The following is a 17686-nucleotide window of genomic DNA, read 5'->3' on the forward strand; positions in this document are numbered from 1 at the left end:
GGAGATTCAGGAGATCAAATGGTCAAGCAAGCGGTAGCAGCAGCAGTCATCGGATTGGGCGCCGTGTCGGGCGCGTGGGCGCAGAGCAGCGTCACGCTGTACGGCAGCCTGGATGCCGGCGTCGCGTACGTGAACAACGTCGGCGGCCAGGCGAAGTGGGCGATGATCCAGGGCAACACGCAGCCCGATCGGTGGGGCCTGAAGGGCAAGGAAGATCTCGGCGACGGCGTGTCGGCCATCTTCCAGCTCGAAAACGGCTTCTATACGAACAACGGCCAGCTCGCGACCGCGAACACGCTCTGGAACCGCGCGGCGTACGTCGGCCTCAGCTCGGAGCGCTACGGCACGCTGACGCTCGGCCGCCAGACGCCGCTGTCGTTCGACTATCTCGATCCGCTCAGCACGGCCTACCTCGCGATGAGCTGGTACGCGTTCCACCCCGGCAACATCGACGGGCTCGCCGCGACCGGCAACGTGCCGTACAACAACTCGGTCAAGTACCGCTCGCCGACCTTCGCGGGCTTCACGGCCGCGACGACGATGGCGCTCGGCAACACGACCAACTTCTCGACCGGCAAGTCGGTCGGCGTCGCGCTGAACTATGCGAACGGGCCGTTCAAGGCGTCGGCCGTCTACTCGAACGAGCACGACCGCTCGATCCTGATCAGCACGACCGGCATCACGACGTTCCAGGGGCAGAACACCGCGAACGGCTACACCGCGAACAAGGTGGAGAACATCGGCGCGGGCGCGTCCTACCAGCTCGGCGACTTCCTCGTGCACGGCCTCTACACGCGCACGAAGATGCAGTCGAACGGCTTCTCGGACACGTTCCAGAGCTATGACGCGGGCGTGAACTACCAGAGCAGCGCGTTCAACACGATCGCGGGCGGGGCGGCGACCACGACGCTGGCCGGCCGGCGCTGGACGCAGGTCGAACTCGGCGACATCTATGCGCTGTCGAAGAGCACGCAGCTGTATGCGAACGTGCTGTACGAGCATGGCTCGGGCGGCGCGCAGGCCGCGTTCTTCACGGCCGGCGTATCGAGCACCGCGAACCAGGTGGTCGTGCTCACCGGGATTCACCACTCGTTCTGAGCGGCGCCGGGCGGCAGGCGCCCGACCCGGCAGGAGCGGCCCGCGCGGCCGCTTTTTTTTCGCCGGCGCGCCGCGATGGCGCGGCCGCCGCGCGCGGCGGGCCGGCAACGGGTAGCATCAGGGCATCCCGACCGACGGAGACGACCGTGGCAGTCTATTTGCTGGCGCAACTTCGCTTCACGCACCGCGACGCATACGACCGGTATCAGGCGCGCTTCATGGAGGTATTCCGCCGGTTCGACGGGCGCCTGCTCGCTGCCGACGATGCGCCGGTCGCCCTCGAGGGCGCATGGGACCGCGACAAGGTGGTGTTGATGTCGTTTCCCGACGAGGCGGCGGCGCGCCGGTTCGTCGAGTCGCCGGACTACCGGGAGATTTCCGAGGATCGCCACGCGGGCGCCGACACGCTCGCGCTGCTCGTGCACGGCCTGCCCGCGCCGCGCGCGTAAGCCCGGCGGCGGGCCGGGCCGAGACGCCTACGCCGTCAGAACATCGCGACCTTGTGGCGCGCGTGCGCGAACGTCGGATCGCTTTCGAGCGGACGATAGTTCAGCCGCTGCGACAGGTCGACCGCCGCGCCGCACACGGCTTCGACGAGCCGCTCCTTTTCGCCCGCCTCGCCGATCTCGGAGCGCGGCACCGTCGCGGTGATCGCCGCGACGATCGAGCCCGAATGATCGCGCACCGGCGCCGTCACGGCCGAAATGCCGCTCTCGAACGCGGCCTCGCTGACCGCGTAGCCGAGCCGCGCGTAATGGCGCACGCGCTCGTACAGCTCGTCGACGGTGCCCGGCGTGCGTTCGGTGAACTGCTCGAGCCGCTTTTCCGGATACAGCTGGCGCAACGCATCGCGGGTCAGGTCGCCCATCAGCACGTGGCCATGCACGGTCGCGTGCGCGGGCAGGCGCGTGCCGACGTGCACCTTCACCGAACCGAACATCGACGCGTTGCTCTGCGCCTTCGCGACGAACACGACGTCGCGCTGGTCGCGGATCAACAGATGCGTCGACAGGCCGGTCGCGTCGCGCAGCCGTTCGAGCACGGGCCCGCCGAGGTCGGTCAGTTCGAGCGAATTCAGGTATTCGAAGCCGAGCCGCAGCACGCCGACGCCGAGCCGGAAATGGCGGTCGCCGTTCACGCGCTCGAGGAAGCCGAGCGCCTCGAGCGTCTGCAGCAGGCGGAACGTGGTCGTGCGCGGAATGCCGATGCGCTTCGACAACTCGGGCGCGCCGAGCACGGGCTCGCGCGCCGAGAATTCGGCGAGGATCCGCAGCCCGCGTTCGAGCCCCGGCACCAGATAGGACGAAGCGCCGCCGGACGATTCGTCGTCGCCGGGCGCCGCGGGTTCGGGTGCGTCGCTCATCGTTGTCTTGACCATGTGGACATGGACGGTAGGAAATCAGTCACGAAACAGGTCGCGGATCGTCGCGGACAGCCGGTCGTGCCGTGCCGGCACGCGCATCCACGACGCCATGAAGAGTCATTCACGGTCGAGAGGATAGCAGCGATGGACGGCGCGACGCCATGCGGACATCGCCGGACGCCGGCAGGACGTCCGCCCGGCCGCGTACGCGGCGAGCAGCCGGGGGATGGCGGCCGGCACGGCATGCGCCGCCGAATCGGCCGCCCGACGGCGGGCTACAGGCGCGACAGGTGAACCCGGACGTTCGCGCGGTCGTACGTAAAGCCGCCGGCCGTATCGGGTTCGAGCACGCGCGCCAGATCGACCGCATACATCCATCCGCTGCCCAGGCGCCCGCCGTTCACGGCGCGGATCCGGCTGCCGCCGACCGCGATCGCGGCATGGAACACCGTGCCGCCTCGCGAAAAGCCGACCGCCGTGCCGGCCGGAATGCTCGCGCGCCCGTCCCATTGCCCGCCGGTCTCGAAGTTGAACCGGGCCCGCCAGTGCTGGCCGATCGTGTCGAGCAGCGCACCGGGCGCGATGATCGCATCGCTGCGCAGCAGATAGCGGACATAGGCCGCGGCGTCGTAGCAGACGCCGCCGGAAACATACTCGTTGATGTCGGCCATGCCGAACATCAGCGCCTGGCCGTGTTTCTGCCGTTCGGTGAAACCGGACTGGGCGACGTGCCCGCCCAACGGGGTCAGTTGCATGGGTGGCTCCTGTTGAAGAAGAAAGGCGTCATGGTCCCGCCGACGCGATAACGTCTTATCTTATTACGATATCCGCCACCCTCGGCCTGATCGTGCGCGTCACGGCATGCGCGCCGCCGCCGCGGGCGCGTCGGCGGCCGCGTCGGGATTCGGCGCCAGCCTCAGCCGCACGCGCAACGGCTGGCGCATGTCGGGCGGCGGCGGCTCCGCCAGCGGGCCGGCCGTGAGCAGTTGCCGCAGCGTCGCGTCCGCGTCGGTATCGCCCAGCGACGCGAACTCGACACGCGTGACGGCGCCGTTCGCGCCGATCCACGCGCTCACGACGATCGCGGGCAGCGGCGCGTCCGCGCTCGCGTTCAGCACGCGCGTCTCGAAGTAACGGTGCAGACGGTCGGCCGCGTCGCCGTCGGCTTCGAGCCACGCCTGGAACTGCTGCCCGGCGAGCTGCCCGTAGCGCAGCCACGCCTGCGGCACGTCGGCCGTCTGCGCGGCGGCCGGCGCGGCGCCCACACCCAGCGCAGACGCGACGGCGAGCGCCCGCCCCCATTTCGATGCCCACCACGCCTGCATTCGCTTCATCCCGCCTCCCGTTTCGATGGTTCGCCGTTGCCCTGCGCCGCCCGGCCGGTCGACCGGCCGTCAACCGAGCCCGATCGGTACATACAGCCGCGCGGCGCCGCGCTGGACGAGCAGCGCGACATTGCCGCGCGCGGCGTCGATCTCGGTCATCAGCGCGGCGACGCTCGCGACCGGCGTACCGTTGACCGACAGCACGACATCGCCGGGCTGCAGCCCCGCGCGGGCGGCCAGACCGCTCGCCTGCTCGACCACCAGCGCCTGGCCGACGCCGAGCCGCTGCCGCTCCTGCTCCGTGGCCGCGCGCAGCGCGAGCCCGAAGCGCGCGGGCCCCGGCTCGCCGCCGGCCGCACCCGTACCGCTGTCGAACGTGTCGATCGTCGCGCTCACGTGCATCGCGCGGCCGGCGCGCCACACGAGCAGATCGGCTTGCCGCCGGGCCCGCATGCCCGCGACCATGCCGAGCAGGTCCGCCGATTCGGCCACCGGCCTGCCGTCGAGCGCGAGCACGACGTCGCCGGGCTGCAGGCCGGCGCGCGCGGCCGGGCCGTCCGGCTCGACCACCGTGATCAGCGCGCCGTCCGGGCTCGCGAGGCCGAACGAACGCGCGAGCGCCTGGCTCACCTCCTGCAGGGCCACACCGAGCCGGCCGCGCGTGACCTTGCCGGTGCGCAGCAACTGGTCCTTCACGTCGAGCGCGATGTCGATCGGGATCGCGAACGCGAGCCCCTGATAGCCGCCCGTCTTCGAGAAGATCATCGAGTTGATCGCGATCACGCGGCCGTCGAGGTCGAACAGCGGGCCGCCCGAATTGCCGGGGTTGATCGGCACGTCGGTCTGGAGAAACGGGATCGCACGCTCGCCGGGCAACGAACGCGCTTTCGCGCTGACGATGCCCTGCGTGACCGTGTTCGCGAACCCGTACGGCGAACCGATCGCCATCACCCAGTCGCCGACCTCGGTGCGCGCCGGATCGCCGGTCGCGACGACCGGCAGATGGTGCGCGTCGATACGGATCACCGCGACGTCGGACACGGGATCGCTGCCGATCACGCGACCCGTGAACTGCCGCTTGTCGGTCAGCTTCACGTCGATCGCGACCGCATCGCCGACCACGTGCCGGTTGGTCAGGATCACGCCGTCGGCGCTGACGATGAAGCCGGAACCGAGGCTCACCTCCTCGCGGTTGCCGATCACGCGCCGCGCGAGAAACGGCGCGAGCGGATGATCGGGCGCGATGCCGGGCGGCAGCTGGATGCCCATCTGCGTGACTTCGCGCGTGACGCTGATGTTGACGACGGCCGGGCCGACGCGCCGGACCAGCTCGGCGAAGTTCGGCAGCGCGACGGGCGGCGGCGCAGCGGCCGCCCGCGCGGGCCGTTCGGCGACCGGCGTGATTGCGCAGGCGTCGACGCACGCGCATGCGAGTACCCACGCGAGCACGCCCGCGATCGCCCGCGGCCGCGCCGCCCGGCCTGTGTGCCGGCCCGCTTTCATGTCGAGGTTCCTCGTCGGTGCGCGCCGGTGCATCGCCACCCGCGCCGCACGGTTGGCCGCGTGCATCACTTCGGCGGCACCGCGACCGGCGCATCGGGCCGTTGCGGCGTGACCGACCGCCCCCAGTTCGAACCGAAACGGTTCCGCTCGGTCGACAGGTTGAACGTGCCGAGACGGTTCGACGGCTGCTTCGACAACCGCTCCGAATCCGTTTGCGATGCGCCCGCCTGCGGATCGGCCTTCGGTTTCAGTTGCTGGCTCAGGCAGTCGTACGACAGTGCGCGCCGGCCGTCGACTTCCGCATCGACGCACACCGGCTTCGCGGCCGCCGCCGACGCGGCCGCACTCGCCGCACTCCCCGCCGCGTGGCCGCCCTGCGCGTGCGCGGCGGCGGCCGGCAGCAGGCAGACGACCGTCGCGACGACGCTTCGTCGCATCTTCATGCGCGCCTCCTTCGGAAAGGGCTCCATTGCACTCGCGCCGCCGGCATCACGGGTTCGCGCCCCGCGCCGACGCGCGCGCCAGAAATCGCGCGAATGCCGCGCGATCGGCTGCGCCGACGGCTGGCCCCTGCGCATCGGCGTGCCGCGTCCATGCGTCGCGCATGCCGTCGACCGGCTGCCACGCATGCACCTGTGCGCCGGTCGGATACGGCGTGACGAGCGGTTCGCGGTAGTCGACGCGAAACAGCGGCGGCGCCTCGCTGCCGGCCGTCCACAGATCGCCGACGTCGCGTACGCTCGCGTCGAACCAGAACCGCACCCAGCGCGCGGTGGGCGCATGCGCGTCGCTGCCCGGCGCATCGCCGGAACCCGGTGCGGCGGCGCCCGGCTCGACGGCGCCCGACGCCTCCGGCACGCGCAGGAAGCCGGCCAGCACCAGCAGCACGGCCGCCAGATCGTCGTCGCGCAGCATCCGGTACGACCAGAGATCCGCGACGTCGACGCAGTCGATCACCGCGACGAAGCGCGCGATCGTGAGCGCGGGCCACGCGCGCCGCATCAGCGCGTAATGGCGCGCCCACTGCGCGACGAAGCGTTCGCGATGATCGGCGGCGACCTGCACGTCGCGCGAGCCGCGAATCGTCAGCTCCTCCGGCTGGTACTGGCGCGTCGTGAGCACGCATTGCGCGGAACACCGCGCACTCCGGTGCCGTGCATAGCCGCCGGCGCCGGGCAACGGCTCCAGCGCGCCGAAGCACAGCGGACAATGCGTGGGCCACTCGCCGGGCCGGCCCGGCCACGGGTTGGCCTTCGGCATGCGTGGGCGGTCGGCGGCCGCGGCCGGGCGGCGGCGCCCGGGGGTACGCGCGTCGGGGGCCTCGACGCGCGGCGTCGAACGGACGGTTGCCATGCGCGCGCCTACCGGGCGGATGCCAGCGCTTTCTTCAGCGCGTCTTCGTTGATCGGCGCGTTCGCGGCCAGCTTCGCGAGATACGCCTGCGCATTCTGCTGCGTGCGCTGCGCGCGCAGCATCTCGCGCAATTGCGCCTTCACGTCGGCGAACGGGCGCGGCGCGGCCGCGCGTACGTCGATCAGCTTCACGACGTGAAAGCCGGCCGGCGTCTGGATCGGCGCGGACACCTGGCCGGGCTTCAGCGCGTCGGCCGCCTGCCGGACCGCCGGCACCATCAGCTGATCGGGCACGAAGCCGAGATCGCCGCCGTTCGCCGCACTCGCCTGGTCCTGCGAATTCGCCTTCGCCAGCGCCGCGAAATCGCCGCCGCGCGCGCGGCTCGCAAGCTCGGCCGCCTGCTTGCGCGCCTTGTCGAGCGTCGCGGCATCCGCGTTCGGCGGCACCGCGATGTAGATCTGCGCGACATGCAGCGCACGCGGCGCGTTGAACGCGGCGCGGTTCCGGTCGTACGCGGACTGCAGCTCCGCGTCCGACGGGTAATCGGCCGGCGGCGCGCTGACCGACGCGAGATAGCTGCGCACGACGATGTCGCGCTGCGCCTGCTCGACGGCCGCCTGCACCTGCGCCTGACGGTCCCAGCCCTTCGCTTTCGCTTCGGCCAGCACGGCCTTCTGCGCGAGCGTCGAACGCACGATCTGGTCCAGCGTCGCGGGATCGGCCGCAAGACGCTCGCGTCCCTCCGGACTCACCGTCTTCAACAACCCCGCGATATCGGCCTGCGTGACCGACGCCTGCGCGGCGTTCGCGATCACGTCGTCCCCGGCGTGCGCCACCGGCGGCACGCCCAGCGCAAGACTGCCCGCCACCGCTGCCAGCCACTTCATCTTCGTCATCATCGTTCGACTGCCCTCCGGATTACTCTCGAAATGCGGACGCTGCGTCGGCGCGCGTCCGTCGGCATCACGCGCAGCACTCGCGGCTGCGTCATCCCGCCCGGCGGCGGCGCCCCCGGCCGGCCGGCCGACGAGCGCGGCGCGCGCGGCCCGGCAACCGGCCGCGCGGCGCCGATCGTGCGGCCTGCGATCCGCGCCCTGGCCCGCCGCGAGCGTCACTGCGCGGCCGCCACCGTGGCCGCCCCGGCGGCCGATTCGGTCGGCCGCTCGTCGGCCGCCGCACGCGTCGCCGCTTCCCGCTCGGCCATCGCGGGACGGTTGCGCAGGTGCAGCAGGAATTCCTGGATCAGGCGATCCCACAGCTCGATCGTCGAGCGCAGGTAACGCTCCGACACGCCGCCCGCGACGACCACGTCCATCTCCAGCGCGAGAAACGCCCCGTGGCTCGCGAGCCGCGCGAAGCGCTTGGTCCGGTTCCAGTCCGCGACGAGCTCGGCCGGCAGGTCGCCCTGCACCTGCAGCACGCACGACAGCGTGTAGTCGATGTACGGCAGCGCGGCAGGCTGCGCATCGGCGCCCTGCGGCGCGAGCGCGACGGCCGGGTTGCCGAAGCGCACCGCGAAGCCGATGCCCTGGCTTGCGCTCATCAACTGCACCGCGCCGTTCTGCTCGGCCGCCGTCACGCGGTAGCCCGCGCGGCGCAGCACGTCGGCGAGACGGTCGGCGCTGATCGCCTCGATCGGCGCGTCGGATGCCGCGCGTTCGTCGCCGGCGTTCGGTTGCTTGTCCTGCATGTCTGTCTTCTCCGTATTCAAAGAATGGTTCGGTGCATTCCCGGCTGCGCGCCGCGCGCTCACGGCGCGCCCGCCGACGCGGCCGACGCCGGCACCGGCGTGGCGGCAACGGGCCGCGCGGCCGGGTCGTATTTGCCTGCATACAGCGCATCGCCGTAGCGTTGCGCGATATCGTCGTACTTCACGCGCGCCGACTGCGCGAACGGCTGCCGCGACGACAACAGCGTGCCGAGCCCGACATGCTCGTACGCGTCGAGAATCTCGTGCCCCACGCGATACAGCTCGGCATTCCCTGCCTGGCAGGTTTTCAGCTGTGTGTCGCGCGCAGCGGCATCCTTCTGCAGTTGCGCGTGCTGCGCATCGCGGGCGCGCGACACGGCGAGCAGATCCTCGTAGGAGGATTTGTATTTCGCCAGCGACTTCCCGTCCTGCTCGCGGCCGGCCCGCTCCTGCGCGAGCGCACGCTTCGCGGCCGCCTCGGCGCCCGAATCGCCGCGCGCGGACGCAAGCTGCCCCTGCAGCGCCTTCAGTTGCGCAAGCGCGTCGTCGCGCTGCTTCTCGGCTGCCGCCTTGTCGCTCTGCAACTGCGCCTGGCTGTCCTGCAACTGGCGCAGCTCCTGCACGGTCGAGCGCAACTGGCTGCGCAGCTTGTCCTCGATGCCCTGTGCGTGCGCGCCGCCGGCCGCCAGCAGCAGCGTGCCGCCGAAGGCGGCCGCCAGCATCGTGCGAGTGATCGTATTCATGCGCGGCTCCGGTCAGAAGCGAGCGTTGAGCTCGATCTGCAGCACGTCGATCGAGACCGGCGGCCCGTACACTTCCTTCGAGCTCAGGTAGCGGGCGGACACCCACGTGTCGCGCGCAACCGCATACGCGGCGCCGAGCACGTAGCCACGCGCATTGGTGCCGCCGAGATGGAAGTCGGGATCGTTGAACGCGTCGAGCACGGCGTCCGGCTGCAGGTACTTGTACGCGATCGAGAAGTTCCACTGCCCCTTCTCGCGCGGCTCCGGCTCGCCGAACGTCGCCTTCGCGAGGAAGCCGTTCGGGCCGCTGCGGTAGTCGGCGCGCGACGCGTTCAGCGACGTCGTGTCGTAGTTGTTGACCGGCAGCGACGCCGCCGCGAACGCCTTGTTGTCGTTGTACGCGAGGTTGCGCACGTATTCGCCGTCGAGGCGCAGCTTGAAGCGATCGGCCACCACCGTGTCCCACTGCGCCTTCAGGTCGAGCAGCCGGTAGTTGTAGGCCAGGCCGAACAGCTGCGGCTGCGGCGTCATCCCCGGCGCGAGGTTCGGGTTCTGCACGATGTTGCGCAGCGCGATCAGCGTGTTGCCGCCCTGCATGAACGCGGGCGCCTCGTTGTCGGTGCTGCAGCTCGTCGCGCCGAGATACAGCGCGCACGGCGACGACAGCGTGCCGCGCATGTTCTGGAAGTCGTAGTACGCGACCGCGCCGCGCAGCCGGTTCTTCGCGTCGATCTTCCAGTCCGCGCCGAACTGCGCGCCGAACATCCACTTCGTGTCGCTGCCGGCCTTCTCGGTGCTGTTCGACGGGAAGTTCTCGCTCGTGTACTGGATCGGGAACACGCCGAGCGTGCCGAACAGCGTGACATCGGGATTCCACGGCAGCGCATGGCGCAGGTTCGCGGCGATCCCGTCCATCATCAGGTCGTCGGAGAACACCAGGTCGGACTTGAAGAACGGGTTGTCGAAACGGCCGGCCGTCAGGTTCAGCCACGACGTCGGCTTGTATGCGAAGAACGCCTTGTTCAGCCAGATGTTCTTCTTCGCGAAGCCGCCGCCGGCGGTCGCCGTGGTCGACACGGGCCCGTTGTCGTTGCCGCTCGCGAGCTGGATGCCGGCGATCATGTCGTCGGACAGCGTCGCCGTCACGCCGAGCCGCGCGCGGTAGCGCAGCAGGTTGTTGCGGTTCTCCCGCGTGTTCTGCGTGGGAATCTGCGTGTTGTTGGTGTTCTGGTTGATGTCGAAGCCGCCGGCCTGATTGATCGCCGCGAAATTCGTCACGCCGTTCGTGTTGCCGCTGCCGTAGAAGTGATACTCGTCGCGCACGCGCAGGTCGCCGTCGAGCTTGATGCGCGACACCCAGTCGGGGAACGTGTTCGGCTGCGCCCAGTTCTCGGCCTTCGCCTGCGCGATCACCTCCTGCTTTACCTGGTCGCGGATCTGGTCGCGCACGAGCTGCGGCACGTACGGCACCGCCACGTCGCCCGGCTGCGTCGGCGGGTTGACCATGCCGCCCGCCACGACCGGCGCGCCCGCTGCGCGCGCCGACTTCGCCTGCACGGCCTCGCTGCGCGCTTCGGCGATCAGCTCGTTCGCGTTCTGCTGCGTGAGCACGCCGCGCTTCACCAGCAGGTTGATCAGGTTGATCACCACGCTCTCGGTCGGCGCGGCCTTCCCCGATGCCGCCTGCGCCTCGAGCGACTGCCCGTGCGCGGCGGACGCGCACGTCAACCCGAACATCAGCACCGCCGCGCCTGCGCGCGACAGGCGCGCGGGCGGCGCGCCGTTGCGGGGTACCCCACCCCGTCCGTTCATCTTCCCAATCATCGAAGCACTCCGAACAATTTTCGTTTCTTTTCCGGCGGCATCCGTGCGACGGCGCCACCCCATGATTCTTTCGTCGTTTCGCGCGCGCATCGTCATGCCGGCTTGCGCCCCTGGAGCTTCACGAGCACCGGATACGCGGTCGCGGGCGGCGGCACCTCGTCGACCTTGCCGAGCGCCTCGACCGCCGCGACGACGGCCGCGTCGATCTTCGCGTCGCCGGTGGACTGCGCGACCGTCACCTTCGTGATCCGCCCCGCCGCATCCATCCACAGGTTCAGGCTGCCCGCGAAACGCGCGCCGCCGGCTTCCTGCACGCCCCTGTCCTGCTCGATCGCGCGCTGCAGCACGTACACCATGTATTGCGCATAGCTCGCATTGCCGAACTTGCCGCCCCCGCCGCTGCCCAGTTGCCCCGAGCCGTCGCCCGCGCCGATGCCGAAGTTGTCGCTGCCGGCCTGTGCGTCGGCATTCATCGTCATCTGCTTCGGCTGGTTGTCCGACGGCTTCGGCGCCTCGGACGGCTTCGGCGCGATCGTCGGCCGGTCGACCGGCGTCTTGACCTCTTCCTTGATCTTCTCGGGCGGCGGCTTCTGTTTCGGCGGCGGAGGCGGCGGCGGCAGCGGGATCACCGTCGTCACCTGCGGCGCGCTCACGCGCTTCACGCCGGCCGTGTCGCCCGCGTAATGCCAGATCAGCGCGGCCAGCCCCGCGAGCACCAGCGCGATCGCGACCGGCTTCACGTAGCGGCCGGGGCCCTTGTCCGGTGGGCCGCCGTTATAGGTCATTTCCATCACGTCAGCCGCCCTGCTTCGCCTTGCCGGTCACGAGGCCGACCTGCGACAGGTCGAGCCGGCGCAGCAGGTCGAGCACGTCCATCACCTTCTGGTACTGCACTCCCGCGTCGCCCTTCAGCACGATCGGGAACTCCGGGCTGGTCGCCTTCTCGGTGCGCAGCCGGCTCTCGAGCTCGTCCATCGTCACCGGGTATGCGTCGAGGAACACCTGCCCCGAATCGGCGACCGTGATCGCCTTCGTCTTCGGTTTCGCGAGACTCGCGGACGAGCTCGCCTTCGGCAGATCGACCTTGATGCCCTGCACCGACGCGGTCGTCATGATGATGAAGATGATCAGCAGCACGTACGCGAGGTCGAGCATCGGCGTGATGTTGATGTCGTCGTACGGCTTGTCGTCGTCCTGAACCTGCATGGTGGTCTCCTGCGTGCGGTCAGTCGGCCAGCACCGCGTGATCGGGCGCGCGGTGGGCTTCGGCGAGGCGCGTGACGAATTCGTCGACGAACACCTGCATGTTCGCGGTCACGTTCTTGTTGCGGATCAGCAGGTAGTTGTAGCCGAACAGCGCGGGGATCGCGACGAACAGGCCCGTGACCGTCGCGAGCAGCGCGGCCGCGATACCCGGCGCGATCGCGTTCACGTTCACGTCGCCGGCTGCCGCGATCGCGGCGAACGTGATCATCACGCCCACCACCGTGCCGAGCAGGCCGAGGAACGGCCCGCCCGAGATCGCGATCGTCAGCAGCACCATCGACTTCGACAGCCGCTGGTTCTCGCGCACGAGCGTCGCGTCCATCGACGCGCGGATCGCCTCGATCGATTCGGTGGTGATCACCGTGCGGCCGTTGCCGTCCATGCGGCTGTGGATTTCGTGCACGCCGGCCTTGTACAGCCGGTACAGCGACGACTGATACAGCCGGCGGCCGTCGTCGCTCGCTTCGTCGACATGCGCGAGGCCGACCAGGTGGCGGCCGGCCACTTCGCGAAAGCGCTTCACGAAGTACTGGTTCGCCTTGTCGACGGCGCCGACGTAGCGCGCCTTCGTCCACATCACGATCCACGACACGAGCGCCATGCCCAGCAGGATCGTGATCACGACCCACGCGTCGACCGTCACCGACTGCACGATCACCCCGAAGTAGCCGAAGCCGAAGCCCGACTGCTTCTCGTCGGCGCCGTACGCGACGAGCTTCGATTCCGAGCCCTGCGCGAGCGCGTCGACCGCGATCGCGGCCGGCGTGCGCGCGATCTTCGACAGGCGCAGTTCGTCGAGCGCGCCCGCATACGCGGCGAACCCGGCCGGCGCACCCGTTGCGTCCGCACCGACCGTTGCCGCGCCGCTCAGCGCGGGCAGCGCCGCCGCGACCTGCGCCGCCTGCTTGCCGTTCACGTACACGGTCAGGTTCTTGCCGTCGGCCGTGACCGCGAGATAAGTCCACTGGTTCGCGGCAACCGGCGCGGCGGCCGGCGTGCGCACCGGGGCCGCGCCGCCGTCGACTTCCGCGAACGGCACGCCGTTGTCCAGCCCGACCAGCAGCGCGTTCGCGCCGTCGCGGCGGCTGTAGAGCAGCGTGTTCGGCGCGAGCGCGGACGGTTTCACCCATGCGCTGAACGTGAAGCTGCCACCCGCCGGCACGTTCAGCGACGGGCTCGCCGGCAGCGTCAGCGACCCGCTGCCGTCGAACCGCGCGCCCTTGCCGACGATGCCGTCCTCGATCGTCCGGAACGACGCGTTCTGCGCGTGGTTGCCGTACGCGGTCAGGTCTTTCGGCGGCGCGCCCGCCGCGCCGTTGAAGTGGTAGACGAGCGTGTAGTCGGCATCGAACGTCTCGGCCGGCTTGCCGCCGTCCGGCGCCTTCTTGTTGCCGTAGTACATCCAGATCGACTCGGCCGCGCCGGCCGGCATCTTCGGAATGTCGACCCAGATCAGCGCGACGCCGAGCACCGGGTCGTACTGTTCGATGTGATAGTTCAGCGGCGTCTTGTCGTCGGCGGCGACGAAGCGGATGTCCGCGCCGTTGTCGGCCAGCCCGTCGAACTGGAAGTTGCCCGAGTGCAGGCGGATCAGCAGCGGCACGCGGCCGGCCGATTCCGCGAGATTCGCGCCTTTCGGGCTCGCGTCGATCGTGATCGCCTTCCGGTACGACCAGTCGTTCTGCCACCATGCGTTCGCGATGCCGGGCAGCACGCCGAGCATCACCGCCAACAGGAAAAACAAGACTCGCTTCACGATCCACTCCCCGAATGTGCGGGCGCCGCGCTCGTCGCATCGCCCCGGCACGATCAAAAAAAATCCGTCAGAAACCCAGCCTTACGTAGAAATCGAACCGCGGGCTGTACTGCCGCGTATAGACGCCCGCCTTCAACGGCCACCCCGCCTCGAAATCCGCGCTCGCGTACTTCATGAGCTGCACCCGCGTGCCGACGCCGACACTCATCAGGTTGAAGCGCGACGTCTGCTCGGGCAGCGGGCTCAGCAGCCACAGGTGCGCCGCGTCGAAGAACGCATGGAAGCGCCACTCGTTCACGCGGCTGCCCACCGCACCGCCGAGCCACTTCGCGAGCGACGGACTGCGCAGCTCGAGCGACGCGATCACGCCGCTGTCGGCCGTGTCCTCCGCCTGCATGTAGCCGCGCACGCTGTTCATCCCGCCCGCGGCGAACTGCTCGCTCGACACGAGCGGCGAGTTCGAGATCTGCGCGTTCACGTGCGCGTTGGCCTGCATGTCGTTCGCAAAGCGCTGCGTGTGGTTGATGTCGAACTTGCCGTACACGAAATCGGGCGTCGCGTTGTAGCGCTTGTTGTCCCATGCGCCCCAGTCGCTGCCGATGCCGCGGATGTTCGTCGTCACCGACGCGGAGAACGACGTCTGCGAGTTCTTCAGGCTCAGCTGGTCGTTGTACGACAGCGTCACCGGCACATACGTGAGCGGCGCCGTCGAGCCCGCCTGGCCCGGCATCGACACGTTTTCGTCGAAATGCTTGCGGTCGATCTCGACGCTGACGGAGTGCGCGTAAGTGTCCGACGCCGGCAGCGCATAGATCGCCGTGAAGCCGTAGGTCGTTCCCTTGCCGAGCACGTTGGTGCTGGCGACCGACGCGACGTTGCTGTCGGAGTGCACGACCGTCGCGAGGAAGCTCCAGTGCGAATCCCGGATCGGCGCCAGATACGAGAACGCGTAGACGCGCGCGTCGTTCGGATGCTGCGGCGCGAGCACGTAGGTGCCGGAAATCACGTGGCCGAGCTGCCACAGATTCGAGTAGCTGAGGTTCGCGGTCGTGCGCAGCGTCGACGTGCCGGGGCTGTTGTCGTTGTTCAGTTCCAGCGAGCCGTGCAGCGGGCTGTGATCGTCAACCTTCAGGTCGACGTCGACCGTCTGCGGCAGCGTGCCGGGCTTGAGGACCGGAATCACCTGACGGTCCGCCGAACGGTTCAGGTCGGTGAGCTGCTGCTGCGCCTGGTTGAAATCGGGCACCTGGCCTTCGGCCAGCGCGGGCACCGCATCGCGGATGTTCTGCGGCGAGTTGTATTTCGCGCCGTCGACGCGCAGGCGCCCGACCTTCGCTTCGGTCACCTGCAGCAGGATCACGCCGTTCTTCACCTGCTGCTGCGGCAGCTCGACGACGACCGACTGGTAGCCGCGATCCTGGTAGGCCTTCTGCAGTGCGTCACGCGCGGCGTTCACGTCGGCGAGCGTGCGGCCCGGCCCCTCGAACGGGTACACGGCCTTCTCGATCTCGAGCGCCGGCAACGTCGTGTTGCCGCGCACCACGAAGGCATTCACGTCGAACGACTGCGGTGCGGCCGGCGCCGCCTTCGCGGCCGGCGCGGCTTCCTGCGCTTGAACACCCGGCGCGAGGCCAAGCCCTCCGGCCAGCACGGCGCCGGCCAGGCATCGGCCGTTCAGCCGCCATCGTTCGCGTGACTTGCGGTCTACTCTCGGCGGCATGCGCCATTCCCCTTTGTTGTTCCGGATCGAAGCGTGCGCATCGCGCCAGCCGTTCGCCCCGTTATCAAATGCCTGTTTCACTTTGATGACGTTTCGTTCGTCATCCTTAGCATGACGTGGACAATGCTTTCCCGTTCTTCGCTTCCGACTCAGCCGCGACGCACCTGCACCGGACGCTCCGCCTGCCGGCCGAACTGCGTGCACGCGAATCGCATCAACGTATCGACGCACTTCGCGATCGACTCGTTGCCCGTATCGATTGCAAGGTCGGCCCGAACGGGCGGCTCGTACGGCGCTGAAACACCCGTGAACTCCGGCAGCACGCCGAGCCGCGCCTTCGCGTACAGCCCTTTCGGGTCACGCGCCTCGCAACAGGCCAGCGACGTGCTGACATACACTTCCCGGAATGCCGCCCCCACGATCGCTCTCGCCTGATCGCGCATCGCCGCAAGCGGCGAAAGAACCGCGACGATCGCGAGCGCGCCGGATTCGCTCGACAGCGCCGCGACTTCGGCGATGCGCCGCACGTTCTCGAACCGGTCCTGCACCGTAAAGCCGAGATCCCGGTTCAGCCCGGCCCTCAGCCGGTCGCCGTCCAGCACCACCGGACGCGCGTATCGTTCGCGCAATCGCACCGCGAGCGCATCGGCCAGCGTCGTCTTGCCGGCACCCGACAGCCCCGTGAGCCACAGCACCCCGCCCGACCGCAGCGGCGACGCGCCGCACGCCGCATGCGCAGCGTCTACCGATAAGGACGGAACGACGCCGGACAACCCGCAACGATCGACGTTCATCGTGCTTTCCCTTCGGCGTTCGCGGGCTCGTCTTCCTCGCGCGGACGCGTCTGCCAGAAACCGCCCTGCATCGTCACGATCGAAGGGCTCTCGGCCCATTGATGCGGGCTCAGGATTTCGGCGCGCCGCACGTCAGGAAGCACCTGCACGTCAAAGATCTCGTCGACGCCGTTGAAGAACTGAAGGATGCCGAGCACGTCACCGGTATTCGCATCGAGCGCGGCAACCCCCGCGATCAGCGCATCCGATTCGCTTTCGATCGGCAGCCCCTGCGGGCCGCGTTTGTCACGCAGCCTCGACAGCCCGACGAACAACACGCCGCCGTACTCCGCGAGACCGTGCGTAAAGCCCGGCAGCTTCGCGAGCACACGCCGCGCACCGGACTGCGGATCGATCTGCAGCACGTGGCCGCGGCCGCCTTCGAGCACATGCAGCCGCCCGCCGATCACGCGCGGCGAATGCGGCATCGACAGCCCCGACGCGACGACCCGGCCGGACGGCACCTCCATCACGATGCCGCCGTTCGCCATCCCGCTCCGCCAGCCGAACGGCTCGTTGCTCATGCCGAGCGCGGTCACGAAACGCACCTTGCCGTCGGCAAACGCCATGCCGTTCAGGTGGCAGCGATCGTCCGGCACGGTCTCCGTCACGAACGGCGGCTGCCAGATCGGCGTGAAGTTGAAATAGCCGTCGATCACGCTGATGCACGAATAGCGCGTGTTGACCGCGAGCAGCACGTGCTTGTCGAACGCCATGTCGTGCAGGTCGAGATCACCGGTGTAGTAGGACATGCGCGGCACGAACATCGCGTCGTAGTGGTCCGGGCGAGCCGGATAGCGCGGCGCAAGCGTCGACACGTTCGCGAACACCATCAGCTCGTGGATCGTCGCGACCGCGAGCCGGTTGCCCGACACGGCCATGCCCATCGAGCGCGGCAAAAGGCACGCGGACAGCGTGGGAACGCCGTTGTCAACGCCGATCACGGCTACGCCGGAGGGACGGCGGCTCACGGCCAGCGAGCACTTGAGCGCCTCGAGCACCTGCAGGAAGCGCCCCGTGTCGCGCAGGTTGATCACCGGCGACAGCGCTTCCTCCCGCCGCGCCGATGCGTCGTCCGCTGGCGCGCCGCCATCGCCGGCCGGCCTGCTTTCCTCGAACTGTTTCACTGTCGTGCACCTGTCGGCTTCATGCCGCCTGATGAGAAAAAATGTGCGTATCCGCGTGTTCCCGCGCGCCGGCACGGCGCGTCGG

The 17686-nt window shown here is 69.4% G+C and carries 18 protein-coding genes; 2 read left to right on the forward strand and 16 right to left on the reverse strand.

Annotated features, from left to right (window positions below):
- Positions 1-18: 18 nt before the first annotated feature.
- Together GQ57_RS09225 and GQ57_RS09230 are read left to right on the forward strand one after the other, a co-directional pair.
- The gene (locus tag GQ57_RS09225) at positions 19-1098 is read left to right on the forward strand and encodes a porin (RefSeq protein ID WP_031399112.1); all 1080 of its coding nucleotides are present in this window, start codon (positions 19-21) and stop codon (positions 1096-1098) included.
- A 146-nt stretch (positions 1099-1244) separates the two neighbouring features.
- A complete protein-coding gene (locus tag GQ57_RS09230) occupies positions 1245-1547 on the forward strand; it encodes a DUF1330 domain-containing protein (RefSeq protein ID WP_031399113.1) in 303 nt (100 codons plus the stop codon).
- Between the two features lie 35 nt (positions 1548-1582).
- Here the strand turns inward: GQ57_RS09230 and GQ57_RS09235 are convergent, their stop codons facing one another.
- The 16 genes from GQ57_RS09235 to GQ57_RS09310 all read right to left on the reverse strand — a co-directional run bounded on the left by GQ57_RS09235 (position 1583) and on the right by GQ57_RS09310 (position 17601).
- Complete coding sequence (locus tag GQ57_RS09235) at positions 1583-2476, reverse strand: IclR family transcriptional regulator (protein WP_031399114.1); 894 nt, start codon at positions 2474-2476, stop codon at positions 1583-1585.
- A gap of 260 nt (positions 2477-2736) precedes the next feature.
- Entirely contained in the window at positions 2737-3216 is a 480-nt protein-coding gene (gene tecA, locus GQ57_RS09240) for a type 6 secretion system effector deamidase TecA (protein WP_031399115.1), read from the reverse strand.
- Between the two features lie 99 nt (positions 3217-3315).
- The gene (locus tag GQ57_RS09245; RefSeq protein WP_034197697.1) at positions 3316-3795 is read right to left on the reverse strand and encodes a hypothetical protein; all 480 of its coding nucleotides are present in this window, start codon (positions 3793-3795) and stop codon (positions 3316-3318) included.
- Between the two features lie 60 nt (positions 3796-3855).
- Complete coding sequence (locus GQ57_RS09250; protein ID WP_034197740.1) at positions 3856-5289, reverse strand: Do family serine endopeptidase; 1434 nt, start codon at positions 5287-5289, stop codon at positions 3856-3858.
- A 65-nt stretch (positions 5290-5354) separates the two neighbouring features.
- Positions 5355-5732 (reverse strand): hypothetical protein, encoded by a 378-nt coding sequence (locus GQ57_RS09255; RefSeq protein WP_031399118.1) that lies wholly within the window; start codon positions 5730-5732, stop codon positions 5355-5357.
- A gap of 46 nt (positions 5733-5778) precedes the next feature.
- Entirely contained in the window at positions 5779-6642 is an 864-nt protein-coding gene (locus tag GQ57_RS09260) for a hypothetical protein (protein WP_034197698.1), read from the reverse strand.
- Positions 6643-6650: 8 nt separating this feature from the next.
- A complete protein-coding gene (locus tag GQ57_RS09265) occupies positions 6651-7541 on the reverse strand; it encodes a peptidylprolyl isomerase (protein WP_031399120.1) in 891 nt (296 codons plus the stop codon).
- Positions 7542-7753: 212 nt separating this feature from the next.
- Entirely contained in the window at positions 7754-8332 is a 579-nt protein-coding gene (locus GQ57_RS09270; protein ID WP_031399122.1) for a YbjN domain-containing protein, read from the reverse strand.
- A 59-nt stretch (positions 8333-8391) separates the two neighbouring features.
- A complete protein-coding gene (locus tag GQ57_RS09275; RefSeq protein ID WP_031399123.1) occupies positions 8392-9075 on the reverse strand; it encodes a hypothetical protein in 684 nt (227 codons plus the stop codon).
- A 12-nt stretch (positions 9076-9087) separates the two neighbouring features.
- Positions 9088-10899, reverse strand: coding sequence for a putative porin (locus GQ57_RS09280; RefSeq protein WP_031399124.1), 1812 nt, complete (start codon positions 10897-10899; stop codon positions 9088-9090).
- Positions 10900-10991: 92 nt separating this feature from the next.
- Entirely contained in the window at positions 10992-11690 is a 699-nt protein-coding gene (locus GQ57_RS09285) for a TonB C-terminal domain-containing protein (RefSeq protein WP_031399125.1), read from the reverse strand.
- Positions 11691-11694: 4 nt separating this feature from the next.
- Complete coding sequence (locus GQ57_RS09290) at positions 11695-12105, reverse strand: ExbD/TolR family protein (protein ID WP_011354695.1); 411 nt, start codon at positions 12103-12105, stop codon at positions 11695-11697.
- Between the two features lie 19 nt (positions 12106-12124).
- The gene (locus GQ57_RS09295; RefSeq protein ID WP_031399126.1) at positions 12125-13921 is read right to left on the reverse strand and encodes a DUF2341 domain-containing protein; all 1797 of its coding nucleotides are present in this window, start codon (positions 13919-13921) and stop codon (positions 12125-12127) included.
- Between the two features lie 67 nt (positions 13922-13988).
- Positions 13989-15641 (reverse strand): ShlB/FhaC/HecB family hemolysin secretion/activation protein, encoded by a 1653-nt coding sequence (locus GQ57_RS09300; protein WP_235215041.1) that lies wholly within the window; start codon positions 15639-15641, stop codon positions 13989-13991.
- Positions 15642-15790: 149 nt separating this feature from the next.
- Positions 15791-16435, reverse strand: a complete 645-nt coding sequence (gene cysC / locus GQ57_RS09305; RefSeq protein WP_034197699.1) for an adenylyl-sulfate kinase — start codon at positions 16433-16435, stop codon at positions 15791-15793.
- Complete coding sequence (locus GQ57_RS09310) at positions 16432-17601, reverse strand: TIGR03032 family protein (protein WP_235212696.1); 1170 nt, start codon at positions 17599-17601, stop codon at positions 16432-16434. The genes cysC and GQ57_RS09310 overlap by 4 nt, the downstream gene beginning before the upstream one ends.
- Between the last annotated feature and the right edge of the window lie 85 nt (positions 17602-17686).

Origin of the sequence: Burkholderia sp. MSh2, from assembly GCF_000731655.1 — a bacterium.
GTDB lineage: Bacteria > Pseudomonadota > Gammaproteobacteria > Burkholderiales > Burkholderiaceae > Burkholderia > Burkholderia paludis.